The 24,552-nt window shown below is 52.1% G+C and carries 27 protein-coding genes and 1 pseudogene; 20 read left to right on the forward strand and 8 right to left on the reverse strand.

From position 1 onward, the window contains the following. Positions 1 to 57 precede the first annotated feature (57 nt). The 7 genes from RZA33_RS14565 to RZA33_RS14595 all read left to right on the forward strand — a co-directional run bounded on the left by RZA33_RS14565 (position 58) and on the right by RZA33_RS14595 (position 5,479). Entirely contained in the window at positions 58 to 336 is a 279-nt protein-coding gene (locus RZA33_RS14565; RefSeq protein ID WP_317508433.1) for a peptidylprolyl isomerase, read from the forward strand. A 77-nt stretch (positions 337 to 413) separates the two neighbouring features. Then, positions 414 to 1,355, forward strand: coding sequence for an ABC transporter ATP-binding protein (locus RZA33_RS14570; protein ID WP_317508434.1), 942 nt, complete (start codon positions 414 to 416; stop codon positions 1,353 to 1,355). After that, positions 1,352 to 2,113: an ABC transporter permease gene (locus RZA33_RS14575; RefSeq protein WP_317508435.1), complete on the forward strand. Its 762-nt coding sequence runs from the start codon at positions 1,352 to 1,354 to the stop codon at positions 2,111 to 2,113. The genes RZA33_RS14570 and RZA33_RS14575 overlap by 4 nt, the downstream gene beginning before the upstream one ends. Positions 2,114 to 2,145: 32 nt before the next feature. Further along, complete coding sequence (locus RZA33_RS14580) at positions 2,146 to 3,153, forward strand: nucleoid-associated protein (protein ID WP_317508436.1); 1,008 nt, start codon at positions 2,146 to 2,148, stop codon at positions 3,151 to 3,153. A gap of 119 nt (positions 3,154 to 3,272) precedes the next feature. Continuing rightward, a complete protein-coding gene (locus RZA33_RS14585) occupies positions 3,273 to 4,247 on the forward strand; it encodes a hypothetical protein (protein ID WP_317508438.1) in 975 nt (324 codons plus the stop codon). 181 nt (positions 4,248 to 4,428) lie between these two features. Beyond that, positions 4,429 to 4,893 (forward strand): TerB family tellurite resistance protein, encoded by a 465-nt coding sequence (locus tag RZA33_RS14590; RefSeq protein ID WP_317508439.1) that lies wholly within the window; start codon positions 4,429 to 4,431, stop codon positions 4,891 to 4,893. Next, the gene (locus RZA33_RS14595) at positions 4,886 to 5,479 is read left to right on the forward strand and encodes an exopolysaccharide biosynthesis protein (RefSeq protein WP_317508440.1); all 594 of its coding nucleotides are present in this window, start codon (positions 4,886 to 4,888) and stop codon (positions 5,477 to 5,479) included. The genes RZA33_RS14590 and RZA33_RS14595 overlap by 8 nt, the downstream gene beginning before the upstream one ends. A gap of 151 nt (positions 5,480 to 5,630) precedes the next feature. Here the strand turns inward: RZA33_RS14595 and RZA33_RS14600 are convergent, their stop codons facing one another. Beyond that, positions 5,631 to 6,653 carry a serine hydrolase gene (locus RZA33_RS14600; protein WP_317508441.1) on the reverse strand — a complete coding sequence of 341 codons (1,023 nt, stop codon included), beginning with the start codon at positions 6,651 to 6,653 and terminating at the stop codon, positions 5,631 to 5,633. 207 nt (positions 6,654 to 6,860) lie between these two features. On the opposite strand from RZA33_RS14600, the gene RZA33_RS14605 reads away from it, so the two are divergent. Together RZA33_RS14605 and RZA33_RS14610 are read left to right on the forward strand one after the other, a co-directional pair. Then, on the forward strand, positions 6,861 to 7,157 hold the full coding sequence (locus RZA33_RS14605; RefSeq protein ID WP_317508442.1) for a helix-turn-helix transcriptional regulator: 297 nt from the start codon (positions 6,861 to 6,863) through the stop codon (positions 7,155 to 7,157). Further along, positions 7,154 to 8,392: a type II toxin-antitoxin system HipA family toxin gene (locus tag RZA33_RS14610; RefSeq protein WP_317508443.1), complete on the forward strand. Its 1,239-nt coding sequence runs from the start codon at positions 7,154 to 7,156 to the stop codon at positions 8,390 to 8,392. Before RZA33_RS14605 ends, RZA33_RS14610 begins: the two co-directional genes overlap by 4 nt. Positions 8,393 to 8,780: 388 nt before the next feature. Here the strand turns inward: RZA33_RS14610 and RZA33_RS14615 are convergent, their stop codons facing one another. Continuing rightward, positions 8,781 to 9,122: a hypothetical protein gene (locus tag RZA33_RS14615; protein WP_416337872.1), complete on the reverse strand. Its 342-nt coding sequence runs from the start codon at positions 9,120 to 9,122 to the stop codon at positions 8,781 to 8,783. A gap of 327 nt (positions 9,123 to 9,449) precedes the next feature. On the opposite strand from RZA33_RS14615, the gene fliD (RZA33_RS14620) reads away from it, so the two are divergent. The 6 genes from fliD (RZA33_RS14620) to RZA33_RS14645 all read left to right on the forward strand — a co-directional run bounded on the left by fliD (RZA33_RS14620) (position 9,450) and on the right by RZA33_RS14645 (position 16,665). Beyond that, positions 9,450 to 10,817, forward strand: a complete 1,368-nt coding sequence (gene fliD, locus RZA33_RS14620; protein WP_317508445.1) for a flagellar filament capping protein FliD — start codon at positions 9,450 to 9,452, stop codon at positions 10,815 to 10,817. Positions 10,818 to 11,017: 200 nt separating this feature from the next. Next, on the forward strand, positions 11,018 to 12,415 hold the full coding sequence (gene fliD / locus RZA33_RS14625; protein WP_317508446.1) for a flagellar filament capping protein FliD: 1,398 nt from the start codon (positions 11,018 to 11,020) through the stop codon (positions 12,413 to 12,415). A 308-nt stretch (positions 12,416 to 12,723) separates the two neighbouring features. Next, positions 12,724 to 14,439 carry a flagellin gene (locus RZA33_RS14630; protein WP_317508447.1) on the forward strand — a complete coding sequence of 572 codons (1,716 nt, stop codon included), beginning with the start codon at positions 12,724 to 12,726 and terminating at the stop codon, positions 14,437 to 14,439. A gap of 309 nt (positions 14,440 to 14,748) precedes the next feature. Beyond that, entirely contained in the window at positions 14,749 to 15,006 is a 258-nt protein-coding gene (locus tag RZA33_RS14635; protein WP_317508448.1) for a hypothetical protein, read from the forward strand. Between the two features lie 224 nt (positions 15,007 to 15,230). Further along, positions 15,231 to 16,457: an acylphosphatase gene (locus RZA33_RS14640; RefSeq protein WP_317508449.1), complete on the forward strand. Its 1,227-nt coding sequence runs from the start codon at positions 15,231 to 15,233 to the stop codon at positions 16,455 to 16,457. Positions 16,458 to 16,473: 16 nt separating this feature from the next. Beyond that, complete coding sequence (locus RZA33_RS14645) at positions 16,474 to 16,665, forward strand: hypothetical protein (protein ID WP_317508450.1); 192 nt, start codon at positions 16,474 to 16,476, stop codon at positions 16,663 to 16,665. Between the two features lie 48 nt (positions 16,666 to 16,713). On the opposite strand, the gene RZA33_RS14650 is transcribed toward RZA33_RS14645, so the two are convergent. The 3 genes from RZA33_RS14650 to RZA33_RS14660 all read right to left on the reverse strand — a co-directional run bounded on the left by RZA33_RS14650 (position 16,714) and on the right by RZA33_RS14660 (position 18,618). Next, the gene (locus tag RZA33_RS14650) at positions 16,714 to 17,670 is read right to left on the reverse strand and encodes a GNAT family N-acetyltransferase (protein ID WP_317508451.1); all 957 of its coding nucleotides are present in this window, start codon (positions 17,668 to 17,670) and stop codon (positions 16,714 to 16,716) included. A 119-nt stretch (positions 17,671 to 17,789) separates the two neighbouring features. After that, positions 17,790 to 18,191 carry a transcriptional regulator gene (locus tag RZA33_RS14655; protein ID WP_317508452.1) on the reverse strand — a complete coding sequence of 134 codons (402 nt, stop codon included), beginning with the start codon at positions 18,189 to 18,191 and terminating at the stop codon, positions 17,790 to 17,792. Positions 18,192 to 18,204: 13 nt separating this feature from the next. Beyond that, entirely contained in the window at positions 18,205 to 18,618 is a 414-nt protein-coding gene (locus RZA33_RS14660; protein WP_322976215.1) for a toxin-antitoxin system TumE family protein, read from the reverse strand. A 320-nt stretch (positions 18,619 to 18,938) separates the two neighbouring features. Here RZA33_RS14660 and RZA33_RS14665 point away from each other — a divergent pair, with 320 nt between their 5' ends. The 3 genes from RZA33_RS14665 to RZA33_RS14675 all read left to right on the forward strand — a co-directional run bounded on the left by RZA33_RS14665 (position 18,939) and on the right by RZA33_RS14675 (position 21,212). Further along, entirely contained in the window at positions 18,939 to 19,709 is a 771-nt protein-coding gene (locus RZA33_RS14665) for an amino acid ABC transporter substrate-binding protein (protein ID WP_317508454.1), read from the forward strand. 82 nt (positions 19,710 to 19,791) lie between these two features. Continuing rightward, positions 19,792 to 20,460, forward strand: coding sequence for an amino acid ABC transporter permease (locus tag RZA33_RS14670; protein WP_317508455.1), 669 nt, complete (start codon positions 19,792 to 19,794; stop codon positions 20,458 to 20,460). Continuing rightward, positions 20,457 to 21,212: an amino acid ABC transporter ATP-binding protein gene (locus RZA33_RS14675; RefSeq protein WP_317508456.1), complete on the forward strand. Its 756-nt coding sequence runs from the start codon at positions 20,457 to 20,459 to the stop codon at positions 21,210 to 21,212. Before RZA33_RS14670 ends, RZA33_RS14675 begins: the two co-directional genes overlap by 4 nt. 149 nt (positions 21,213 to 21,361) lie before the next feature. Here RZA33_RS14675 and RZA33_RS14680 read toward each other — a convergent pair whose 3' ends face one another. From RZA33_RS14680 to RZA33_RS14690, 3 genes are all read right to left on the reverse strand, one after another. Then, on the reverse strand, positions 21,362 to 21,757 hold the full coding sequence (locus RZA33_RS14680; RefSeq protein ID WP_317508457.1) for a zeta toxin family protein: 396 nt from the start codon (positions 21,755 to 21,757) through the stop codon (positions 21,362 to 21,364). 84 nt (positions 21,758 to 21,841) lie between these two features. Continuing rightward, a complete protein-coding gene (locus RZA33_RS14685; RefSeq protein WP_317508458.1) occupies positions 21,842 to 22,084 on the reverse strand; it encodes a hypothetical protein in 243 nt (80 codons plus the stop codon). Continuing rightward, positions 22,084 to 22,299, reverse strand: coding sequence for a hypothetical protein (locus RZA33_RS14690; protein WP_317508459.1), 216 nt, complete (start codon positions 22,297 to 22,299; stop codon positions 22,084 to 22,086). The genes RZA33_RS14685 and RZA33_RS14690 overlap by 1 nt, the downstream gene beginning before the upstream one ends. A gap of 267 nt (positions 22,300 to 22,566) precedes the next feature. On the opposite strand from RZA33_RS14690, the pseudogene RZA33_RS14695 reads away from it, so the two are divergent. After that, positions 22,567 to 22,743, forward strand: a pseudogene (locus tag RZA33_RS14695) (PD-(D/E)XK nuclease domain-containing protein); the annotation flags it as partial. Between the two features lie 250 nt (positions 22,744 to 22,993). After that, a partial coding sequence (locus RZA33_RS14700; RefSeq protein WP_317508460.1) for an ATP-binding protein occupies positions 22,994 to 24,552 on the forward strand: 1,559 nt, incomplete at its 3' end.

The raw sequence follows: 24,552 nt of genomic DNA on the forward strand, positions 1-24,552 counted from the left end.
CCGATCATCAACCCCAAACGATCAACCTCAAAAAAGAACCCCTCTCAGGAGCAACGTATGACACAAGCCAGCGCCCGCCACATTTTGGTCAGCAGTGAAGAACAGTGCTTAGCACTCAAAGAAGAAATCCAAAACGGCCGCGACTTTGCCGAAGTAGCCAAAGAGCACTCCAGCTGTCCTTCGAGCCGCCAGGGTGGCGATCTGGGTAGTTTTGGCCCCGGCCAGATGGTGCCTGAGTTCGATAAAGTCGTTTTCAACGACGAAGTAGGCCAAGTGCACGGTCCGGTAAAAACCCAGTTTGGCTATCATCTGTTGGAAGTCACCAGCCGCAGTTAATTTCGTCTCGAAGCGCCGTGGCCATGTGTTGCAACTGTAGCGTCGCAACTACAGCGTCGCGGCGTGAGGAGTACGCCTTGAACGACCCGATTATTAGCATTAACGGTCTGAATAAAACCTACCAGGGTGGCTTTCAGGCGTTAACTCGTGTGGATTTAACCATTCAGCGTGGTGAAATATTTGCCCTGTTAGGCCCCAATGGGGCGGGTAAAACCACCCTGATCAGCGTGGTGTGCGGCTTGGTTAACCCGACCGAAGGCCATGTGCTGGTCGACGGCTTTGACAACGTTAGCCACTACCGCCAAGCGCGCGAACGTATTGGCCTGGTGCCGCAAGAGCTCACCAACGAAGCGTTTGAAACCGTCTGGAACACGGTCAGTTTTAGCCGTGGCCTGTTTGGCAAAGCGCCCAACCCGACGCATATCGAAAAAGTGCTCAAATCGCTGGCACTGTGGGATAAGCGCAATAACCGGCTAATAACGCTCTCTGGCGGTATGAAGCGCCGCGTGCTGATTGCCAAAGCGCTCTCTCACGAGCCGCGCATTTTGTTTTTGGATGAACCCACCGCCGGGGTCGACGTTGAGCTACGCCGCGAAATGTGGGAAGTGGTGCGCCAACTGCGCGACAACGGCGTGACCATTATCCTAACCACGCATTACATCGAAGAAGCCGAAGAAATGGCCGACCGTATCGGGGTCATTAATCACGGTGAGCTGGTGCTGGTGGAAGAAAAAGCCGCCTTGATGAGCAAGTTGGGCAGCAAACAACTAACGCTAAATCTGCACAACCCGCTAACCGAGTTACCTGCAAGCCTGCAGCGCTTTGAGCTAAGCCTAGCGGCTGAAGGGTATGAACTGATTTATACCTACGACGGCAGCCAGGAGGAAGAGGGATACGGCATATCAGAGCTGTTAACCACCCTAGAGAGTGAAGGCATTACCTTCAAAGATCTGCACACTCGGCAAAGCTCGCTGGAGGATATCTTCGTCGACCTGGTGAATCCCAAGGAGCGCCCATGAACCTCCACCCCATTCGCGCCATCTATATGGCGGAAATGGCCCGCACGCGCCGCACCTTACTGCAAAGTGTTGTTTCGCCGGTGATTTCTACATCGCTCTACTTCGTGGTATTTGGCGCCGCGATTGGCTCACGCATTAGCGAGGTTAACGGGGTTAGCTACGGCGCTTTTATCGTGCCCGGTTTGATCATGCTGATGCTGCTGAACCAGAGTGTCTCCAACGCCTCCTTTGCTATTTTCTTTCCTAAATTTTCTGGCAGCATTTACGAGCTGCTTTCCGCGCCTATCTCCCATTTTGAAATCGTTTTGGGCTACGTAGGCGCATCGGCCTCGAAGTCGATTCTGCTCGGGCTGATTATTTTAGCTACCTCGAACTTATTTGTACCGCTGGAGGTTGCCCATCCGTTTTGGATGCTGACTTTCTTAGTGCTGACGGCGTTCACCTTTAGCCTGCTCGGTTTTATTATCGGCATTTGGGCCGATGGCTTTGACCGGCTGCAGCTGGTGCCCCTATTGGTGATCACGCCGCTAACGTTTTTAGGTGGCAGCTTCTACTCTATTGATATGCTGCCGCCGTTTTGGCAAATCGTTACCTTAGCCAATCCCGTGGTGTACTTGGTCAGCGGCTTTCGCTGGAGCTTTTACGGTATCAGCGATGTCAGTCTCGCGGCGAGCGTGGGCATGATTATACTCTTCCTGGCCGTTTGCCTTGTCACCATTAGTTGGATTTTCCGCACCGGGTACCGCCTCAAACCCTGATTCACTTTTACTCTGGACGCTAGTAACCCCCTATGCCGCTACTGCAAAGCATCGTGCACCGCCTCGACCCAACGCTTGACGGTGAGCGCTTAAACCTTACCGCCGCGCCGCATACCCCAGAGCCCGGCGACGACCCGGTGATGGCAAGTTTGGTAGGCGCGTTGAACGACACCTACAACACCAAACCCAAAGGCTGGGGGCGCTTTGCCGAAGAGGGCGAGCATGCCGGGCCGCTGGCCATGTGGCTGCGCGCCTATCTTGCCGGTGAGCAGAGCTTTGTCGAGCTGTCTGTTGCGCTAGCCGAACGGCTTGTTAAGCAGCTTCAAGAGCAGCTGTCAGTAAGTGGTTACTTAGTGATTAGCCACCAGCGCCAGGGTGACACCGAAACCTTGCTGGTGGCGTTAGTGCATCAGGGGGAAGGCATTGGCATTGATGCGGAACACCAGCCTGTGCCCGCCGCGCAGCTCAATACCCGCCAGTTGACCCTGGCCGCGCGCATCAACCTCACCCAGTGGCAGAGCGATGCCCCCAGCGCTCAGTATGTGTCGTTCCTAAAAGATCGCGGTGGTAAAAAGCTTGCTGAAGGATTGGTCACACTGCTGGGCATGGAAGAGGGCGTCGATGCCCCGGCGGAAACCCGCACGCTGCTCAAGGCGTTTAGCGACTACGTCGAGAAAGAAGATTACAACGACGAGGTCAGCCGCGAAAAAACCGACACGCTGGTGGACTACGCCAACGAACAGCTTCGCCGTGGCGAGCCGATGACGCTAGACGAGCTTTCCGGCCTGGTTAATGAACAGCAGCCGAAAGCGTTTTACGACCATATTCGTAACGCCGATTACGGGCTCTCGCCGGAGATCCCGCCCGATAAGCGCACCTTAAGCCAGTTCCGCCGCTTTACCGGACGCGCGGGCGGCGTCTCAATCAGTTTTGACTCCCACCTGCTGGGCTCAAGCATCGAATACGACGCCACTCAGGATCGCTTGATTATCAAGCAAGTGCCCAAGCAGCTGAGAGAGCAGCTTATTCAGAAGGATTGAGGAGAGATCTAGCCATTTGAGCGCTTTTTTTATTGGCGTCGCAGGCAGGTAGCATTAAGCGGAATAGCGCTTGAAAAGCGCCACTGTGCTAGCATTCGAGTAGTGAAATAGGAGCTTGCATGAGTGAAGCGGATACCTCACGACCAACCGACCACGACAGCCCTTGGAAGATGGCGCTGGAAGGGTACTTCCAAGAGTTTTTGGACCTATTATTTCCAGCCATTTATGAACAAGTGGATTGGTCGAAAGGCTTTAGCTTTCTTGACAAGGAGTTACAGCAGATCACGGCGGATGCCAACAGTGGCAGGCGTTACGCCGACAAGCTGATCAAAGTCTATGCACAGGATGGCAGCGAGACTTGGGTGCTAATCCACGTTGAGGTGCAGGGCGAGCCAGAGGAGGCGTTTGCTGAGCGAATGTACACCTATCAGTACCGGCTACGAGACCGCTACGGGGTGGACGTGGTGAGCTTGGCGGTGCTGGCTGATACTCGCGATAGCTTCCGGCCCACCACTTTCCGCTATCAGCGCTGGGGGTGCGAGCTGATCTTTACCTTCCCCACGGCTAAACTGATTGATTGGGAAGCACGCTGGAAAGAGCTGGAAGCCAGCGACAATGTCTTTGCGCTGGTGGTGATGGCCCAGATCTACGCCAAGCGATTGAAAGACGGTGCTACGCGCAAGGACGTCAAGATTGCTCTCATTCGGCTGCTGTATGAACGAGGCTACAGCCGTGAACAGATTGTGCGGTTGTTCAATATCATCGACTGGATGCTCCAGCTACCGAGAGTCCTGGAGTCCGAGTTTGTCCAGGCGGTCTACGCCATACAGGAGGAAAAACACATGCCTTATGTCAATACTGTTGAGCGCTTTGAGCGGGAGAAAGAGCGTCTAGAAGGACGCCAGGAAGGACGCCAGGAAGGGCGCCATGAAGGAGTGGAAGGTACGTTGCGTAAGCAAATCGCCTTGAAGTTTGGCGAGATACCCGATTGGGCAGATCATCGCCTGACATTAGCTTCAGACGCCCAGCTAGATGAGTGGGTAGTACAGATTCTAACGGCAGATAGCTTGGACGCTCTGCTTGGTAAGCACTAACCTGCTAATCAGTCTTGCTAATTAGTACCCTCACTCAAGGCACAAAAGAGGGCAGCCCCTAAGGCTGCCCTATGTGTATTCGCTTGATGATCGCTCTTCGCTCAGTGAATCTCATTGTTTATAAATGCACTCCAAGGATTAAGTACGGTCAGAAGTTGAGAACTATCCATGGAGAAACCGCATGCTGAACGCCATTAGTGATTTTTTTCAGCGTACTCTGGCGCAGCCGGAGCAGCGCGAAAACCAAACGCTGACCCTGGAGCTTGCCACTGCCGCGCTGCTGTGTGAAATCGTTCGAGCTGATTACGACACCACCGATGAAGAGCTAACTACGCTGCGCAGCATGCTTATTGAGCGCTACCGGCTCAGCGAGAGCGATGTGGAAGAGCTGATGGCGTTGGCCCAGGCAGAAGTGGAAGACGCCGTCGATCACTACCAGTTCGTTAGCTTAATCAAAGACCATTACGGCTATGATCAACGCTATGAGTTGGTTGCATTAATGTGGCAGCTGGCCTGGGCCGATGGCAACGTTGATCCTTTAGAAGAGCATCGGATTCGGCGGTTGGCGGACCTGCTCCATGTCAGCCACAGCGATTTTATTCGCACCAAGCTACAGGTTGAAGAGCGCCATAACGACGATGTATAACCGCAACGAAGATACCACTTTAATCGATTTAATTGATTCGCTTGAGCGCATGGAGCAGCACGCTTCACGAGTCAGCGTTGATAATGTCGTTCGGGCGGTCGGTCGGCGTTCGTTTGGACCGCTGCTGCTGGTGGCGGGATTGATTACTCTCGCCCCGATTATCGGCGATATACCGGGAATGCCGACGCTAATGGCCGCACTGGTGTTGCTTGTCTCAGTACAACTGCTGTTAGGGCGTGAAGCCTTTTGGCTGCCCAACTGGCTGCTGAAACGTTCGATTTCTCAGCAAAAATTCGATAAGGGCATTCAGTTAGTGAAAAAGCCCGCCCGTTGGATAGATGGGCTATTGCGGGTGCGTTTACCCTGGTTGACGGGCTACGTGGGTATCCGGGTGACTGCCGTTGTGTGTTTATTGATTGCTCTGGCGATGCCGCCGATGGAGTTTATTCCGTTTTCGGCCAACGGGGCGGGGCTGGCGCTTACCCTCTTGGGGTTAGGCTTGGTTGCCCGCGACGGTGTCGCGCTGCTGCTTGGGTTTGCGCTGTTCGTCGCCACCTGCGTATTGATCACCATGAGCCTGATATAACAACTTATATATAATAACTCAAGTACCGTCATGCCTGATCCGGTTTCAACGCCGCCGCCTAAACCCGTCTGAAAACCAGGGGTATTGGCAGCCGCGTTTTACCTAATGAGCCTAGGCCACAAAGGCGAGTAAGCCACGTTGATTCGCTGTTCTACTCAGCACTTTCTTCCAGCAAGCCCTCCACCAGCCTATTTAACCGCTGTTGGAACTGCCCGCCCGGCGAGGGTGGGTTGGGGTCTGACGTGATCGCCACGGTCATCGCCCGTTCCGGAATGACATACAACGCTTGGCCACCGTAGCCGCGCCCATAGTAAACGTCTTCCCCCGCCAACTGAGTAATAAACCAGCCATAGCCGTAGCCATCCCCGGTCCACTGCGATGTGCCTCGCGCCTGCCAGGAGGCCTCTACCCAACCTTCAGGCAGGACGCGCTGCCTAGCCTCTGTACCCTCATCGACCACACCATCGTTGCGATACAGCTCGCCTATTTCAATCAGTGCCCTTGGCGAAAGCTGCATATCATTGCCGCCAAAATAGATACCCTGAGGGTCGCGCAGCCAAGGGCGAATGGTGATATTGAGCGGATCGCCCAATAGCCGCTGGGCAAGCGCGTGGGTTGTCTCGCCGCTGGCACGGGTGAGCGCAGCGGAAAGCAGATGGCTGCTGCCGGTAGAGTAGAGCATGCGCCCACCGGGCTCATCCACGAAGGGGCGCGTAATGGCATCGTTTACCCAGTTGGCGCTGGCCACCCAAGCGCCATAATTGCTGCCCGAGGTGCGCTCAAGCCCGGCCTGCAGTGCGAGTAAATGCGCCACGGTAATCTCGTCAACACGCGGGTCGGTGCCGTTCGGCACTTGATCACCCAACAGTGCGACCAAACGCTGCTGAGCCGATTCGATAACGCCCGCTTCAATCGCCGCACCGGTAATGGCGGCGAGTACCGTTTTGGATAACGACTTAATGTTGGCTGGCGACGCAACGCCTGGCCCGCCCTGATGATGCTCGTGGATAATCTCACCCTCGTGAGCCACCACCACGCTGTGTACACGCTCAAGCTGGCGGGTTTGCTGGTTTAGCGTCTGTAATGTATTCGCAGAAGGTTTATTAGCGACTGCATTGGCAGTGGTGAATAAGGACATAACAGCAAACGAAATAAGCAAAGCAGTAGCGCGCATCGCAACACCTTCGGTATAAGTGGCAAAGGTTCGAGGTTTAGAAGCAGAAGAGGTTCCGCAGTAGATAGCCGCTAGACGTAAGGCCAATAGCGCTTTATGAGCCTAAATCTGGAGCCGATCGCCTATATTAACGGTTCATATTTGGGCTTTTAAAGCCAGTTTTAGTGTATAATGGTTTATAAATGAGCCGTTATTGAGGTGTTTTCTATGGCCCTGACTCACTCACTTCTTGCCCCTGGCGAACTGGCCCAGCAGGTTGGCGCCAACGCGCGAGAAATGCGATTGGCGAAAAACCTTTCCCGTAAAACCTTGGCGCAGATGGCGGGTGTTTCCGAGTCCACTATTAAGCGATTTGAGTCTCATGGGCAAATAACCCTCGATGGCCTAGTGCTCATTGCCACGGCGCTGGGCGCAACATTTCAAATTGCCGAGCTCTTCAAGCATGACCACCCCATATCGCTTGAAGAGATCAAACGGACAGGTCGTACTAGGGGGCGAAAATGAAGCGGATCAACACCGTAGAGGTGCTGCTAGCAGGTAACCCTGTGGGGGAGCTGGTCGCTAGCCGACAGGGGATCTACTTTGCCTATCACCCCCAGTGGGTGGCGGAAGGTTTCAATTTGTCGCCCTTGAACATGGATTTTACCAGCCAACCCCAGAAAGCAGCAGACCCAGCCCTTTTCAATGGGCTACATGGGGCATTTGCTGATTCTCTACCGGACGGATGGGGAATGCTGCTCATGGATCGCTATTTCCTTGCCGAGCATGGCAAAGACCGGAGAGATATTTCCCCACTTGATCGGCTAGCTTATATGGCCGATAGGGGAATGGGGGCATTGGAGTATCAGCCCGTTATTGAGCGTACTGCTGACGAAGATAATATTGACCTAAGCCAGCTCTATCAGGCATCTCACGCTGTTTACGAAGGTGAAACCGCGACCACGCTGGATGCTCTGCGCCTAGCCGGTGGTTCCCCGGCAGGTGCCCGGCCCAAGGTGATCGTGGCGTTATCTACTGATGGTAAGCAGTGCAGTACATCTTTCCAGGAACTTCCTGCGGGTTATCAGCATTGGCTAGTGAAATTCCGTGCGCCAACTGAGCATCGGGACACCGGCGCTATCGAGTACGCCTACTCAGTGTTGGCAGAGCGTGCTGGGGTGAAAATGGCCGCGAGCAAGCTGATTGAGCTCAACGCCTCAACGGGAACCGAGCGTTTCTTTTCTACTCAGCGTTTTGATCGCAACGGTAATCATAAAATCCACATGATGACGGCTAGCGGTATTCTATATGCTGATTACAGCGCTCCATCACTGGACTATTCAGATCTTTTAAAAGCAACCAACGCCTTCACCCGCCATGCAGAAGACGTTGAGCGTATGGCGAGGCTGATGGTGTTCAATGCCCTGACCCACAATCACGATGACCACGCTAAGAACTTCGCTTTTTTGCATGATCAAGGGCGATGGACACTGGCGCCAGCTTATGACCTGACTTACGCTCCTGTTCAGGGCTACGCAGATGAGCATACAACGTCTTTCAGCGGTGCAGGCTTGGCTACCCGTAAGAAGCTCAAACAGGTTTGTGCTTCCTTCAAGTACTTAACCCCGGATCTTTATATCGAGCAGACCCTTGATGCTCTATCCGAATGGTCGTCCCTTTGCCGTGAACTAGAAATCGATGGAAAGCAGCAGAAAATAATTCAGCGAGCATTCGACGAGAACCGTCAACACCTCGGATAACGTTAGCGAGGCGGCCACGCGAGCACTGTCACTTTCAAACAGGGAAATGCAGGGGCATTACGCAAAAGAAGAAAAAGCCTGCTAAACTGTTCAAAATTGGCTCATGGGTGAGCAAGCCTTTGATTTTCCTAAAACGCAATAAGCAAGGAGCGCCCTAATGCGTAACATTATCTACATTATTGGTCTTATCGTGGTTGTGCTGTTTATTCTTTCGCTGCTCGGCCTGCGTTAAGCCAAAGAAAACCAGACCTAAAAGCTAGGCGCTAGAAAAAAGTTGATCAACAAAAGTTACTAGAAAAGACGCCCCAACAAAATCGCCCGCAGCGTTCGCTTGCGGGCGATTTTCTTATAGGCAAGGCACAGTCAGTCAAGAAATAGTTACGCAGGGTCAGGCGCAGTCGGCGGCCCCTTGCCCAAACATATCAAACATCAATTCGCGCCCCAGGTGGGTCAACACAAAACGGCCATATTCATTAAAAGTGGCGGCTTCACTGGTTTCCATCACTCGCTGGCAGGTTGCCCAGGTAGGCGCGGCCGCGCTAAGCGTTGCCAGCTCACGGCAGGCCAAGCCGCGTTGAGGAAGGGTAATGGTTTCCAGCACATGACCGTGGTCGTATAACAATTCAGCGGCAATCGATAAGCACTGGCGCAGGCTGCGTTGAACGTTGGCCGCGGTGGATAACCCATTGGGCGAAAGTGGGGGGCGTTGTTCAGAACGCTCGAGAGGCATCGGTTCTGAAGGCATACGATATTCTCCTGCGGGTAGCACCAAAATGGGCTTGTTGCAGCGCATTATAAACGACCAAGCGCATTAGACCAAGGTCTATTATTAAGGAGGGTGTGAGATGCTTAATGCGTCTCAACTGAGATTTCCTCATGCGGCAGGAATGAAATTAATCGCTAGAAGCACACTTCCTGGACATTTAAATACTTAAAATAGGCTGCAATTATTCAAGTTTGCTATTGAATAGCCGATAGTATTAATTAATACATCGATAGGTTTCTGCATGAGCAGCGTAAGCATTAGAGTTACGACGTTATAAAAGGACGGTAAAGCATGGCTTCCATTTCATCACTCGGTATTGGCTCAGGCCTAGACCTCAACGGCTTGTTGGATCAATTGCAAGACGCCGAACGAGGTAAACTTGAGCCCATAGAGCAGCAACTGGAAACCCAGCAGACCAAAATTTCTGCCTACGGTCAGCTGCAAAGCGCGCTTTCAGCGTTTCAGGATTCTGCTGATGCGCTCAATGACAGCGCTCTTTACGAAAGCCTTTCGACTAACGTGGGTGGCGAAGCCGTAGCCGCCTCCGCCGATGCAGAAGCGCAGCCGGGCAGCTACAACGTAAGCGTTGAAACCCTGGCTACCCGCGGCACGCTTGCTTCTACCGGGGTGGGTGCTGCCGATACGCCTATAATTGATGCAGCTGCAGATCAAACCCTGACCCTGACCTTTGCTGATAACTCCACCAAAGAGATCACGCTTGCGGCAGGCAGCACCCTTGAAGAGGTCCGGGATACTATCAACGCCAGCGGGGATTCTGGTGTAAACGCGACTATTGTTAATGACGGTACAGATTTCCGTTTAGCACTTAGTTCAAGCGAAACCGGCGCCGATGCATCAATTAGTAACTTCTCATTTACTGGCGTTGCTCCGTTTGATGCAGATCGTGATGTGGGTGATGGAACAGGTACGCATCAAAGCGGTACTGATGCCGCTCTTAACGTTAATGGCATTGCGATTACTAGCTCTACTAATCAGGTTGAAGGCGCGATTCAAGGCGTAACGCTGAACCTTCAAGAAGAAGGTGAGAGTACAGTTAAAATAGAGCAGGACACACTCGCTGTTCGTGAAGCCGTGACTAGCTTTGTGGATGCCTATAATGACCTGAAAGGCACCATTGGCAAGTTAACCAGTTTTAATGCGGAAACCGGTGCAGCGGGCGAGCTATTAGGCGACAGCACCGTACGCACTGTCGAATCACGCATGCGTAGCGTGCTCACCGGTGGTGTGGAAGGTGAGATATCGATGCTCAGTGATATTGGCATTTCACTGCAGACGGATGGCACGTTAGAAATCGATTCCGACGCACTCGACAACGCTATTTCCAACAACCAAGATGCGCTGTCAGCCTTTTTCGCGGGTAGCTCAGATGAAACCGGTATGGCGGGGCAGGTCAATACAATGGTCGAGCAATTGCTCAGTACCAACGGTACCGTGACCGGGGCCATTACAGGTGCTGAAAACCGCATAGAGTCGCTAGGTGAGCGCTATACGCGTATGGAGCAATCCATTGACCAAACCATCTCGCGTTACCGCACGCAGTTTGGTCAGCTAGATGGGATTATTGCGCAAATGAACCAAACGAGCAGCTACCTCACTCAGCAGTTCGATGCGCTGGATGCCCAGCTAGGCCGTAATTGATACTGAAAGTTAGACATTGACGTTTCTGACGCCTGCGCTAAGCAGGCGTTTTTATTAGAAAAATAAATTAGCCCAGTTAGCGGAAGATAAAGCGCTAAAGTCGCCCTCTTTTCAGTCGATAAGGTAAGTATCAAGTTTAATGGTGCACATAAGTGCGCGTAATGTTTTTGGTTTAGCCTTTTCACTGAGGAACACCCAGTATGGCGACGATAACCTCTCTTGGCGTTGGTTCGGGACTCGACCTGACCGGCCTGTTGGATCAACTACAAGAAGCAGAGCGTGGGAAGCTCGCTCCCATCACTCAGCAGAAAACACAGCAACAAGCCAAAATTTCTGCCTACGGCCAACTGCAAACCTCGCTGGATGCGTTTCAAGACGCCGTAGCGAAAATCAATGATCCCAAGCTCTACCAAAGCCTTTCCGCCAGTGTGCGCGGTGATGGCATTACCGCTACCACAACCGCGAGTGCGCTACCAGGTAGTTACCGGGTGGAAGTCAGCCAGCTGGCGACCTCGGGCACGCTCGCCTCCAGCCGGGTTGACAAAAAAGATCAAGCGCTTGATCTGCAGGGGGCTACCGCGCTCAAGCTGAATTTTGGCAATGGCGATTCAGTGGATATCGCCATTGCCCCAGGTAGCACCTTAAACGGTATTCGAGATACCATTAACGCCAACAAAGAATCAGGCGTAAACGCCACCATTATTAACGATGGCGAAGGTTACCGGCTGGCGTTAAGTTCCAAGGTAACCGGTGCCGATGCCTCCATTGACAGTTTCAGCTTTGTCGATGCCGCAGATGCGCCCGTAACCGGCCCATTCAGTGAGGCAGTAGAAGCAGGTGCCAAGCGCCAAGGGCAAGATGCTGCATTAACGGTTAATGGCATTGCGATCAGCAGCGCCAAAAATCAAATCGAGGGTGCGATTCAGGGCGTAACGCTTAATCTCGCTGAACTCAGTATGGCTGAGGGTGAAACCGCTTCCAGCACGGTTAACATCGAGCGCGACACGCTAAAACAGCGCGAAGCGATTAACGGCTTTGTAAAAGCGTTTAACGACTTAAAAGGTGTTATCACTAAGCAAACGTCGTTCAGTGGCGATAGTGAGACCGCAGGAGAGCTACTCGGTGATAGCGCTGTGCGCACGGTTGAATCACGCTTACGCAGCGTATTAACCGGTGGTGTGGAAGGCGGTGAGCTCTCCACGTTAAGTCAGTTAGGCATTTCCCTACAGCGTGACGGCACGCTAAAAGTAGACGACGCTAAGTTGAGTGACCTGGTGGCGAATAACCCCCAAGCGCTTGGCGCCTTTTTTGCGGGCGATAAAAAAGAGAGTGGCTTGGCGGGCAAGCTGGGGGCGTCAATTGAACAGATGCTCGGCAGCAACGGCGTCATTAAAGGGGCTATCACCGGTGCGGAAAACCGCGTAAAAAGCCTCGATACCCGCTTTGAGCGTATGGAAAAAAGTATTGATGCCACCATTGCCCGTTACCGCAGCCAGTTCAGCCAACTCGATATAATGGTCTCGCAAATGAACAGTATGAGCTCCTACTTGACGCAGCAGTTCGATGCGCTGGATGCCCAGCTAGGGCGTAAAAAGTAGCGTTACATCAATAGCTATCGCTTAAGCACGATAAAAAGCAGCGCTTGACGCTGCTTTTGCTTTGGAACGATAAAGAAACTGTATTAATGAGTGGGTATGTCATTGAGCTCAGCGAAGCAATCTCAATCTCTCGGTGGCTCCCAGGCCAAGCATGAATCCCCTCACCTCCCAGTTACCAACGTTTACATCTTTTTTTACCACTCCCCCTAAAGATCCTCCTCGCCCTGCCGTTAATTAATATAACGGCACACACAGTGGCCGAAAAGCGGGCCTTCAAGGCCAGTGTCCAAAGCAAGGAGTATCACACCATGTCAGTGATCAATACCAACATCACGTCGATGATCGGCCAGCAGAACCTGAACAAGTCGCAAAATGATCTGCAGACTTCCATGGAACGCTTGAGCTCTGGCCTGCGCATCAACAGTGCCAAGGATGATGCGGCAGGTCAGGCAATCGCCAACCGTTTCACCGCACAGATTACCGGCCTGGGCCAGGCGCAGCGTAATGCCAACGATGGTATCTCTATCGCCCAGACTGCGGAAGGCGGTTTGAACCAGGTCAACGACAACCTGCAGCGCATCCGTGAATTGTCCGTTCAGGCACAGAATGGCACCAACTCCGACTCTGACTTGAACTCGATCCAGGACGAAATCAACCAGCGTCTGGATGAGATCAACCGTATTTCCGAAGAAACCGACTTCAACGGTACCAAGGTGCTGGCAGGCGACGAAGGTCTGAAAATTCAGGTTGGCGCTAACGATGGTCAGACCATCTCAGTCAATCTAAAGCAGATCAATGCCGAAACGCTGAACCTGGCTGGCTTCAATGTTAACGGTACCGGTACCGCTAACTCCACCGCTACCGTTCAGGATCTGCGTGCCAACGACTTTACTCAAGTGGGTACCTCGAACGAGTATACAAACGCTAATTTCAATACAGCCTCTAGCGTTGGGGATCTGTTCGAGAACCTGAAAGATGGTGCGACCGTTGAGCAGATGACTGATAATGTCGAGTATACCCTCAATGCGGACACCAACACCTTCAGCTTCGATCGTACTGGTGTGGCTGTCGATGGTACTGCGGGTAATCTTGCGACTGACCTAGGCCTGACACCAGGCGCTGGAGAGACCAGCACCATTACCGTTAATTTAGGTGGCGATGACAAGGAAGTTAACGTTTCCTCTTCTGGTGCTTTAACCCTGGCGTCTACCGGTGAGAACTTATACCTGACCGGTACCGCTGGCTCGGCTGATTTAAGTGTAACAAACACAGCTGGGGACCCTGTCGCCACTATCGACGACTTGGTCAGTGAGCTCGCTGATGTTGGCCGTTCTGCAGGCAGCATTACGACTGCAGAAGATACGGTTTATAGTGCCGATGGTCTTGCTGGAAGTGTAAATACTACCAATGAAACCATTGCCTTTGAAGATTTACAGAATCAGGTCGCTCAAGATACAACCAACGCTTACGATGTAGACACCGATGGTGAAGGTACCGCTGCCAATTTATATGGTATCGATGCTACTAATGCAGTTTACAATGATGTATCAACAGGAACTCAGGATGCAACTACTGCGACCTATACTTCTGGTTTTGATGGTGATTATTCACTAACTTCAGGAACCACAGGAGCAACTGCATCTGTCTACGTCAATGATAATGGCAAGATCACCGATGGTGCTGCAAGCGAAATCTTCGTTACCGAAGATGGTAGCCTGACTAAAGAAGCTCTGAGTGATGCGGATGCAACCGAAAACCCGCTGGCAGCCTTGGATAACGCTCTGTCACAAGTCGACAGCCTGCGTTCTGAACTGGGTGCTGTGCAGAACCGATTCGAGTCTGCCATCACCAACTTGAGCACCAACGAGACTAACCTCTCTGCTGCCCGTTCGCGTATCGAAGATGCTGACTACGCAGTAGAAGTAGCTAACATGACCCGCGCGCAGATTCTTCAGCAAGCTGGTACGTCCGTGCTGGCCCAGGCCAACCAGATTCCGCAGAACGTTCTTTCTCTGTTGGGTTAATTGGTTAGCTTTTAAGCTGATTGATCGATATATAACGGGGCCGAAAGGCCCCGTTTTTATGCTTTAAGGGAGACATCGCAAGATGGCATGTTCGTTTTGTGGATCAGGAAGTCATACGGCAAAGAATTGTCCAAAACCGTCACGTTGCTCTGGGTGTGGTCGAGCTGGTCATAATGTACAAACATGCCCGGATGCTAGGCGGTGTAGTGTGTGTGGTAGCTATCAGCATGATAAGCGGACTTGTCCAGATCGTTAAACTCGAAGTGCACAATGGTTGCTAAGTTAGCTGTGAATTTATAGGTAAACACTATGGGATTTTGGAACAAGTTTGGTGAAGTCAGCTATAAAACTGCAAAATTTCTTGGAAATACCGCTACGGTAGTCTCTAACGGTATTGAACAAAAGGCCGGTGAACTCAAAGAACTCAAGCAAGAATATGAGCAAAAGCCTGATGAAGAGCTTGTAAACATAATAAAAAGCAAAGGTTTTACGGGCAACTCAGAGAGCGAGAAGGGTGTTGCGCGAAGAGTATTAAGAGAAAGAGGCTATATGTCAGGTTCCAAGTGATTGTTTAAACCGGCTCGGCACGCAGTTAAGTGATCATGGGGTTGTGCCGAGCCAAGCTACAAGCTAGAGATGGCCACGTCGCTGCGCTCCTCGCCATGACACTGTATTGAAGCGATCTCCTACTTGCCGATTACCCAAGTCTCTGACATCACTCATCCCATTGTTTGCTACTATCGGGCCATCTTTACACCGCGCCGGTAGCGCTCGCCCACAGGACTCCTCGCATGGTTCGCACGTCGAAAAAATCACCGAACACCGCCCGCCAACGTCGGCAAGCCGCTGTGCCGCCTTCGCCGTTGGCGCAGCAGTCGCAACAGCAGCTGGATAATATCCGCACGGCGCTGGCCCACGACCAAACCGAACTGGCCGTTACCTTGTTGGCAACGCTGCAACAGCAAGACCCGGCGAACCCGCAGGTGTTGTTACTGGCGGGCACGTTGCAGATGCAACATGGCAAGCCGCAAGAAGCGCTTTCCTCGTTATTGAGTGCCTCGTATCAGTTGCCCAACCACCCGGAAGTCTATGAGCGTCTGGCGCGTTTACACGCACAGCTAGGGCACGACCGCGCCGCTTTAAGCGCAATGCACCGGCTGGTGGCGCTGCGCCCGAGTAACGCCCAGGGGATATTTCAGTTAGCCGCCATGTACCACGAGGCGGGTTATCCCACCCAGGGCGACCTGTGGGCGCGGCGCGCACTGCTCAAGCGGCCGTTCGTCGTCATCAACGCTGAGCGTGAAGAAAAGCTGCGCGTGCTGGTGTTACGTAACGCTGCCGCTTCCCAGTGGCGGTTTGATGCTCAACAGTTCCGCTATGCCCTGGTACAAGGCCATCGCCACCTGCCCGGCGGGCTGGATGTCGCGCACATCACGCGGGTCGAGCTGTTTGTCGACACCCTGGAAAATACCCCGGAGCTTTTACGCAAGCTACCGGCGGTGGATGTCGTGCTGAACATCATTGAAGACACTCCCGCCAACCAGGCCGCACTGAGCATGGCAACCCATGTGGCAGAACGCCTGAACCGCCCGTTAATCCACAGCGCTGAGCTAGTGGATGAAACGCAAGACACCCAGCAGCAAGCCGAGCTGGCTCATGCGCGGCTGTGTGAGAAAGCAGGTGTGGCGCCCTGGGCGTTTGAACTGCCCGTGCCACCGGTGGCTGGCGCTGGGTCGGATACCCCCTTGACTCTGCACTTGATGATAACCGGCACAGTGCAAGGGGTAGGCTATCGCCAGTGGCTGGCCGATGAGCTGACCCAGCGTGAGATAGCGGGCTGGGTACGTAACCTGGCCGATGGCAGTGCCGAAGCGGTGATTCACGGCACGCTGGAACGCTTGCAGCCGCTGTGCGATGTTGTACCCAACGGCCCAGAAAACGCTAACGTGACGGGCCTGAATGTGACACCGTGGGAAGGTGATACCCCTGAAGGCGTTGCCATTCTGGAAACTCTTTAATTGACCAGGTGCCCTGATGACGCCAGAGGAATATGAGCAAGTCATCGATGAGCTGCAAACCGTCATTGATGAAACGCAAGCCACGCTTAAGCGCTTTGAGAATACAGGGATGGACGACGACATGCCTGAGGATTATGAAACGCTGCTGGCGATTTTGGATGATGCCGTGAAGCAGCAGCGCGAGCATACGCAGGCGATGTTGGATTGATGGTAGGAAGCTAAGAAGCCGTTTACAGGTGACGGCTTCAAGCTTTTTTTATAGCTTTTCCTGAGGCTTCTCGCTTTTGTGTATCCAGGCATGGACGACACAGGTGATCCGTGATCTAAACCCGAACTGCTCATATAGCTGCCGCGCTGGCGTGTTGCGTTCATCCACCGCTAATATTACTTCTTCTATCCCGGCTTCTCTGGCCCGGTGTAGGGCTTCATTCACCACTTGAACACCCAGCCCACGGCCACGCCAAGCGGGCACTAGCCCCATGTACATCAGCTCCCAGTTATTGGACGCCGGGTGCGGGGCAAGTAGCAATACGCCAGCATCCTCTCTTTCGCAGTGCACAAGGTACCAGTGCGCAGGGGCATGCACATCCTGTCGATAAAACCCCTCTAATGCTTCTTGCGCGGTCAACATTCCTTGTAAATCAGGGCAGTCCAGCGAGTTTTTCTCAATCTGACCAAACACGGTTTCAAGCCTTTCAGGTGCTAGCTCTTCTACATGGATAAAGCTGGCAAGCGCATTAGCCACAGGCGCTTTCAATACCGTTTGGGTGGAAACACTCATATAGTTCAAGCTGACTGTCTTGGGAAAACCATTTTCCCGAAGAAGGGTGGCAGTTTGTAGGTCGTTTCCCTCAACCACTGTTTTCACTACCCTGAGGCCCTGCTGTCTTGCCCAGCCAATAGCAGCGCTCAATAACTCAGGCGTACAACCACACTCGCTATGGGGTAGCCATAGATTGGCTTCTTTGCTTGTTAACACTTCCACCCAAATGGCCCCAGTGGGGTTTCCTTCCGCGTCCGCCGTTATCAGTAAGCCGCTCCAATCGGCATCTACCTGTTCCAGCATCAGGTTAATAGCCACCACCAATTCGTTACGGCCCCATTCGTCGCGCGCGGCCTTTAACTGTAAGACAGCCTCACGCCGAACGTTCTGGGGGCAGGAGATAACGCTAACTTCAGCCGCAGAGGAATCGTTAACTAGGTTCGGCTTCATTGGTTTTCCTTGACGAAAGTATGGCTCACTACATTTTGACTATTTCTATCTAAACATATCTCGTGCTTGCTGGGTCTCGCGTGAATCGATCCATGAACTGTTGTAAGTGCCATATAACGTCATAGGGGCAATGAATGACTGTTCTTGATGGGATGGCTATAGTGAAGCCCAAACTGAACATTAAAATCTGTAGCGTTAACTTCTGGTATGACTTTACCATGCTCTTTTTTAAGGCTTACGATGCCGTATTTTTCAAGAGTCTTTAATGTCCTTGAAAGATTTGATTTTTTTCTAGATGTTATTTTTTCAAGGTCGGATATTGAGCGTGGCTTGTTGTGAATGATTGTTCTTAGAAGCTCTTGGTTTTCGTTATTCAAAACCTGAGCCATAGAGGTTATAGATTCAAACCACACCTTTGGCTCGTTTTTTTTGGGTTTGTAATCTCCTTTGGCCATCGCAATAGTGCGTTTGCGATAGTCCTCTTTTGAGATGATGCCGACTTTCATTACTTTAGTTTTCATCTCTTCCCACCTGCTAGTTATCAAGCGTTTTTTCAACTTCATCCCAGAAATCTTCCATAAGTTTTCCGGCGCTTTCAAATTCATAATCTTCAATTTGTTCCATTTTATGCTTGTGATCCCACGTCTTCTTTTTGGCTAAAAAATTCTTCCTCTTGGGTTTGATGGCATGGGCGTTGTCGTAGCCAATGATTCGCTGGTTATGTCTGTCGTGAAGGGTGAGCGAATACCTAATGCCATGCGGTATCTGCTCGCTCGGCTCTACACGCCAAGCTTCGAACTTTGTCCAATAGCCGTTATCCATAGGAAAGACCTCGCCATTGAGGTCTAAAAGGGTGTCCAGGCCTGGGTCTGGTGTTTTTTCACTCAATACGCTTTGCCTCACCTTAGTTATCATCAAATGATAACCTAAGATTGGGCGTGGCGCCATTAATAAGCCTAAGCGCAGGCGCGGGCTTGCTAAGGTGCAGCTGGGAAAATTTGTTTCGTTTATTCAAGAGCTAGCTGGGCTTGAAGGTGGCATATCCGATGCACAGCGCCAACCGGCCACGCCGAAAGCATTCCTGGCTGTCATGCAAAAGTAGCTACACAGCTCGGCATCAGCGTATATGCAATAAAAGCATAAAAATTATCCTTAATATTCTTTTGTATGCTTTTGTCGTAGGGGTAAAATACAAGCCATCAATGCCTCATGACTATTTGTGCGGCTATCCGTATCGTCGGGCTATCAACCAACGAGGAAACAGACTCATGCCATTACCACGTAAGTTAACGACTACCCTAGCGGCGCTTTCGCTGAGCGTTGCCAGTGGGTTGTTTGCCGCTGCTGCCCAAGCCGAAACGCTCCGTGTGGGCATGTCCGGCGGTTACTTCCCCTTCACCTTTGTTGAGCAGGATGAGCTACAAGGCTTTGAAGTTGATGTGATGAACGCCGTAGGTGAGATCACCGGTGATGACATTGAGTTCGTTACGGCGAGCTTCTCGGGCCTAGCGGGTATGCTGGAGTCTGGACGTATCGACACCATCGCTAACCAGATCACGATTACCCCAGAGCGGGAAGCGAAGTATGTGTTTACTTCGCCTTACGTGTATGACGGCGCCCAGGTCGTCGTTAAGGCCGGTAATGACACTATTCAGGGTGTTGAAGATTTATCCGGCAAGAGTGTCGCGGTTAATCTGGGCTCGAACTATGAGCAGCTGCTGCGTGAACAGCCCAATGCCGATGAAATTGATATTCGCACCTATGAATCCAACATTGAGCAGGATGTGGCACTGGGCCGTGTAGAGGCGTTTGTGATGGATCGCGTGAGTGCGACGCAAGTCATTAAAGAGAAAGGCCTGCCATTAGCGCTGGCGGGTCAGCCGTTCTCGTCCATTGAGAACGCGCTACCGTTCCGCGATGACGAAGCGGGCCGTGAGCAGCGCGACCGCGTAGACGCAGCGCTAGATGAACTACGTGAGAACGGTGAGCTGCGTGAGATATCGGAAAAGTGGTTTGATACTGATATCACTCAGCCGTAACCGCTAGGCTAATCCGTTCAACGCGGCCGTGGCATTGCCACGGCCGTTTGCTTATAAGCGATTTATCAAATGTTGAAAAATCATGCTTAACCTTGAGTATATGTGGGGGCTGCTGCCGGTTCTGCTGCGTTATCTGCCGCTCACGCTGCAGATGGCGGCCATCGCGATGGTGTTTGCGCTGATATTGTCATGCTTGCTGGCGGTGGTTCGCGTATCAAAAGTGCCGGTGTTAAACGGGCTCTCGCTGCTGTTTATCTCGTTTTTTCGTGGTACGCCGCTGCTGGTTCAGCTGTTTCTTTTTTACTACGGCTTGCCGCAACTGATTAGTTCGTTGATTGCGATTACCGGCGTCACTGCTGCGGTGCTGGGGCTGACGCTGCACTTTTCTGCCTATATGGCCGAGTCCATTCGTGCGGCGATTGTGGGGATTGACCGCAGCCAGACCGAGGCGGCGCTTTCCATCGGCATGACCCAGTCACAGTTAATGCGCCGTATCATTTTGCCCCAAGCAACCCGCGTGGCGACGCCGACGCTGATGAATTACTTCATCGATATGATCAAAGCGACCTCGCTGGCCTTTACGCTGGGGGTGACCGAATTAATGGGCGCGACGCAAAAAGAGGCGGCGGGGAGCTTTCTCTATTTGGAAGCCTTCTTGCTGGTGGCGCTCATCTACTGGGTCATCGTTGAAATGCTTTCCTGGGGGCAGCGCCGGTTAGAAATTTACCTGAATAAGGCCTACCAACGATGATTTCGCTGCAAGGCATTACCAAGCGCTTTGGCGGCCACACGGTGTTTAACGATATTGATTTGAGCCTTTCCCAGGGCGAGATTATCGTCATCATTGGCCCTTCCGGCACCGGTAAATCAACGCTGCTGCGCTGTATTAACTTCTTGGAAAAGCCAGACGCCGGGCATTTGCAGGTGGGTGATTTGAAGGTTGATACCCAGCGCGCCAGCCGGGCCGATATTCTGGCCCTGCGTCGGCGCACGGCGTTTGTGTTTCAGAACTATGGCCTGTTCGCCAATAAAACCGCGCTGGATAATATCAGCGAAGGGATGATCGTGGTGGACAAGCTGCCGAAAGCTAAAGCCCATGCGCGGGCAAGGGAGATTCTGGAACGCATCGGCCTGGCGGATAAAGCCGATGCTTACCCGGCGTCGCTCTCGGGCGGCCAGCAGCAGCGTGTTGGAATCGGTCGGGCGATGGCGGCTAATGCCGATGTGATTTTGTTTGATGAGCCCACGTCGTCGCTTGATCCGCAGTGGGTCGAGGAAGTGTTGAGCTTGATGAAGCAGTTGGCAGTAGAGCGCCAGACGATGATCGTTGTTACCCACGAGATGCAGTTCGCCCGTGACGTGGCGGATCGTGTGGTATTTATGGACGAAGGCGGCATCGTCGAGCAAGCTCCGCCTGAGGAGCTATTTACCGCACCAAAGGATGAGCGCACGCGCCACTTCTTGCGCAAGATTCTGGCGCCTACGGGGCAGGCAGTGCCGTAAAGGCTGAGCTTGTTTCAGGTAGTTTAAGCCGTTCATCGGTAGCGTGTTTGCGAGCGCAACTCGCTGATATATGAAGGACGTAGCGAGTCAATTATCAATGACGGCTAGTCTGTTGAGATCGCCAATGGTGTCTCAATAAAATAAGTTTGTTATAAAATAATGCGCTTGTAGAACCAATCCGGTAGTTCTTCTACTCTAGGTTCGATTTCGCCTTCGGGATTTATTTCAACTAGCCAAATAGCTTCGTGACCTGAATTATCGAAGATAAATGCGCGGTCGGTAAGTTTGATAGCACTGAGTAATAAATCGAGCGACCGGTAATAGCGTTGGCGAATTTTGTCTTCAGGCACAGGGTGGCCGCCTATGTTCACCCGATTCCGAACGCGCTGAACGTTGATAGCAGGATCGTCAGTGGCGATGTAGTAAAGATAGTTCTTGAAGCCTGCGTGCCGAGCTGCCTGTAACACTTGAATTTTGTCCTTAGACGACATAACTGTTTCAAATGTGAAGCTAATTCGAGACGCAATTAGTTGGTCACGGATCAACGATGAGGCGATGGAGGCAATATAGGAATTGGGTTCTGTTGTGGGAAAGCTGATGCAATTGTCTTCAAATATGATGGTTTCAAGCTACGGCGTTAAGGAAGCTTTTTCTGTTAGAGGTGAAAGGTAAAAATAGTCCTCAATGGCAGATTTTGAAACATCTACGGAGTAGTCACTGAAGTATATTGCGCCTGTATCTTTGGCGCTTCTCTCAATATCATCAGGGTTGATGTACACCCCTTTAAGGTGAGAGGGAATTACATTTTGAATCGTGCTTTTTCCTGAACCATTGGGCCCAGCAAACATCCGCAAGCGGGGTGTCTCATCCATTAGGTAACCTTGAGCTTCATTCCTATGGGAGCTTTATGCTTAGGAGGCGCTTTCTTCAGAACCTGCGTGCTGCCATCGGGACGTGTTTCAACAAGTTCACCGTCGACGATCTCCACTATGTGTTGACCGCTGCTCAACGATACCTGATAAGCGCGTCGCGTGTAACGCGCCGCCTGGGCTGCAAATCGTTGTTCTGCATCAGGTTTAATCGCCATGGGCTCACCTCATTACTTGTATCTTGCTATCATATATATAGTACAAGCACTGGATAGTAAGCGCTAGTGGCCATGTTTATGCTGCGCACTGTATCACCCATAATTGGCAATTACAGTAGTGTTTTGGCTGTGCAAGCTGTACCTCCCATCAATGAACATGGGCCTGGAAGCCACATTGGCACTGAGGCGCTGTTATTTCAAACGGGATACTAACCATCAAGCAGGTGGAAAAGCCGATGGTGGGGTGTCGGCTTATACCTTTATCTATTTGGGTTCAAAGTGGTAGAGCCATTGCTAGAAGGCAGCGGATTAGAGCAGATTAAAAACCAAGGCTACGCCAGCAAATACCGCGCCGCGGACAAGCCGATTCACTTGGTGGGCGTTGAGCTCTCCCGCCAGCAGCGCCAAATTGTCGGCTTTGATGTGGTGACGCTTTCTGTTTAACCGTTATCATCCTTCTGATTGCAGAGATCGAGAACTGCCGGTCGAGGAGGTTGAGCGGCTGCGTGCCGAACCCCAGCACTGACTTTGTTGTTCACACGGGGGGATCTGTGCATCAGTCAATAGGCCCTAGGCTGGGTGATTAATCATATTGACCAGCAAATCAGGCGTCTCGGCAAACAGTCGTCTTTCGATAGAGGCAGTGCTGTGCGTGTTATGCTGATACATAGAATACCTGCTGCTTGAGGCTGCCATGCTCACTGAAAGACCCACCGCAAACCATCTCAAACTGCCGATTGGCGTTCAGGCTTTCGGTAAGTTACGCACAGGCGGTTATTATTATGTCGATAAAACGCCATTGCTTCACCAGTTGGTTGAAGAAGGTGGTTACTTCTTCCTTTCCCGCCCGCGCCTTTTTGGTAAAAGCCTGTTATTAGACACCCTGTGTTGCCTATTTGAAGGCCGCAAAGTGCTGTTTGAAGGGCTGTATATACACGATAAATGGGATTGGCAAACTGAGCATCCGGTGATTCGTATTAGCTTTGCTGATGGGCATTTGGCTAGTCGCGAAGATCTGGATACCCATATCCGCTATCAGTTGGCTCAGCATCGCGAGCGCTTGGGGATTGTCAGCGAGCGCCCCAAGCTGATTGCCAATGATTTTTCGGATCTGATTCGCCGTGCTCATCAGACGTTTGGTCAGCGCGCGGTGGTACTGATCGATGAATACGATAAGCCTATTCTCGACAATATTTTGGTTCCAGAGCGAGCTCGTGAGCTGCGCGAAGGGCTGAAAAACCTGTACAGCGTACTCAAAGACGCTGACCCGCACTTACGCTTTGTGCTGCTCACCGGTGTCTCTATATTCAGTAAAGTGAGTCTTTTTTCGGGACTGAATAACCTGCGTGATATTACGCTATCGCCTGCTTACGCAACCATTTGCGGTTATACCGATGAGGATATTGACAGCACCTTTGCCCCTGAGTTACCGAGGCTAGACCGTGCTCAAATTAAGCATTGGTATAACGGATACCGCTGGTGCGGGCAGGAAGTGACTGCTGTATATAATCCCTTTGATGTATTGCTGCTGTTTCAGGAGCGACAGTTCGGGCCTTACTGGTTTGAAAGCGCTACTCCCACGTTTTTAGTGGAGCTTTTAAAGCAACGCGGGGTATTTACGCCTTCATTAGACCAGCTAGAAACCGAGGCTGAGTTGCTAGGCCGTTTTGATGTTGACCATATAGGCACTGAGGCGCTGCTGTTTCAAACGGGATATCTAACCGTTAAGCAGGTGGAAGAGCCCATGGTGGGGTATCGGCTTTATACCTTGGGTTTTCCTAACCAGGAAGTAGAAACCAGCTTAAACCAAGTGTTACTGCCGGTATTAGGTGTTGAGAACCCAGCTCGCGAGCGCAAAACGCTGTTTACTCACCTGCGCGCCCATGATTTAGCAGGTCTTGAAGTTCACCTTAAGGCGCTTTACGCCGGGCTGCCCCATGACTGGTACCGCAACAACCCTATTGCCCAGTATGAAGGGCATTATGCGAGTGTCTTCTATAGCCATTTCGCGGCCCTTGGGGTAAACGTGACGGTAGAAGACGCTAGCCATTTCGGCAAAGTGGATATGACAGTGGATTTCGCCGGGCACTTTTACCTGTTTGAGTTTAAGGTGGTGGAGCAACTACCCGAAGGGAAGGCATTAGAGCAGATTAAAGCCAAAGGCTACGCTGACAAATACCGCGCCGCGGGCAAGCCGATTCACTTGGTGGGCGTCGAGTTTTCCCGCCAGCAGCGCCAAATCGTCAGGTTTGA

Source organism: Halovibrio sp. HP20-59, from assembly GCF_033052795.2.
Lineage (GTDB): Bacteria > Pseudomonadota > Gammaproteobacteria > Pseudomonadales > Halomonadaceae > Vreelandella.

Coding starts and splice junctions, on each gene's coding strand:
- RZA33_RS14565 (WP_317508433.1), top strand. CDS start 58: ATGACACAAGCCAGCGCCCGCCACATTTTGGTCAGCAGTGAAGAACAG.
- RZA33_RS14575 (WP_317508435.1), top strand. CDS start 1,352: ATGAACCTCCACCCCATTCGCGCCATCTATATGGCGGAAATGGCCCGC.
- RZA33_RS14580 (WP_317508436.1), top strand. CDS start 2,146: ATGCCGCTACTGCAAAGCATCGTGCACCGCCTCGACCCAACGCTTGAC.
- RZA33_RS14585 (WP_317508438.1), top strand. CDS start 3,273: ATGAGTGAAGCGGATACCTCACGACCAACCGACCACGACAGCCCTTGG.
- RZA33_RS14590 (WP_317508439.1), top strand. CDS start 4,429: ATGCTGAACGCCATTAGTGATTTTTTTCAGCGTACTCTGGCGCAGCCG.
- RZA33_RS14595 (WP_317508440.1), top strand. CDS start 4,886: ATGTATAACCGCAACGAAGATACCACTTTAATCGATTTAATTGATTCG.
- RZA33_RS14600 (WP_317508441.1), bottom strand. CDS start 6,653: ATGCGCGCTACTGCTTTGCTTATTTCGTTTGCTGTTATGTCCTTATTC.
- RZA33_RS14605 (WP_317508442.1), top strand. CDS start 6,861: ATGGCCCTGACTCACTCACTTCTTGCCCCTGGCGAACTGGCCCAGCAG.
- RZA33_RS14610 (WP_317508443.1), top strand. CDS start 7,154: ATGAAGCGGATCAACACCGTAGAGGTGCTGCTAGCAGGTAACCCTGTG.
- RZA33_RS14615 (WP_416337872.1), bottom strand. CDS start 9,122: ATGCCTCTCGAGCGTTCTGAACAACGCCCCCCACTTTCGCCCAATGGG.
- fliD (WP_317508445.1), top strand. CDS start 9,450: ATGGCTTCCATTTCATCACTCGGTATTGGCTCAGGCCTAGACCTCAAC.
- fliD (WP_317508446.1), top strand. CDS start 11,018: ATGGCGACGATAACCTCTCTTGGCGTTGGTTCGGGACTCGACCTGACC.
- RZA33_RS14630 (WP_317508447.1), top strand. CDS start 12,724: ATGTCAGTGATCAATACCAACATCACGTCGATGATCGGCCAGCAGAAC.
- RZA33_RS14635 (WP_317508448.1), top strand. CDS start 14,749: ATGGGATTTTGGAACAAGTTTGGTGAAGTCAGCTATAAAACTGCAAAA.
- RZA33_RS14640 (WP_317508449.1), top strand. CDS start 15,231: ATGGTTCGCACGTCGAAAAAATCACCGAACACCGCCCGCCAACGTCGG.
- RZA33_RS14645 (WP_317508450.1), top strand. CDS start 16,474: ATGACGCCAGAGGAATATGAGCAAGTCATCGATGAGCTGCAAACCGTC.
- RZA33_RS14650 (WP_317508451.1), bottom strand. CDS start 17,670: ATGAAGCCGAACCTAGTTAACGATTCCTCTGCGGCTGAAGTTAGCGTT.
- RZA33_RS14655 (WP_317508452.1), bottom strand. CDS start 18,191: ATGAAAACTAAAGTAATGAAAGTCGGCATCATCTCAAAAGAGGACTAT.
- RZA33_RS14660 (WP_322976215.1), bottom strand. CDS start 18,618: ATGGCGCCACGCCCAATCTTAGGTTATCATTTGATGATAACTAAGGTG.
- RZA33_RS14665 (WP_317508454.1), top strand. CDS start 18,939: ATGCCATTACCACGTAAGTTAACGACTACCCTAGCGGCGCTTTCGCTG.
- RZA33_RS14670 (WP_317508455.1), top strand. CDS start 19,792: ATGCTTAACCTTGAGTATATGTGGGGGCTGCTGCCGGTTCTGCTGCGT.
- RZA33_RS14675 (WP_317508456.1), top strand. CDS start 20,457: ATGATTTCGCTGCAAGGCATTACCAAGCGCTTTGGCGGCCACACGGTG.
- RZA33_RS14685 (WP_317508458.1), bottom strand. CDS start 22,084: ATGGATGAGACACCCCGCTTGCGGATGTTTGCTGGGCCCAATGGTTCA.
- RZA33_RS14690 (WP_317508459.1), bottom strand. CDS start 22,299: ATGGCGATTAAACCTGATGCAGAACAACGATTTGCAGCCCAGGCGGCG.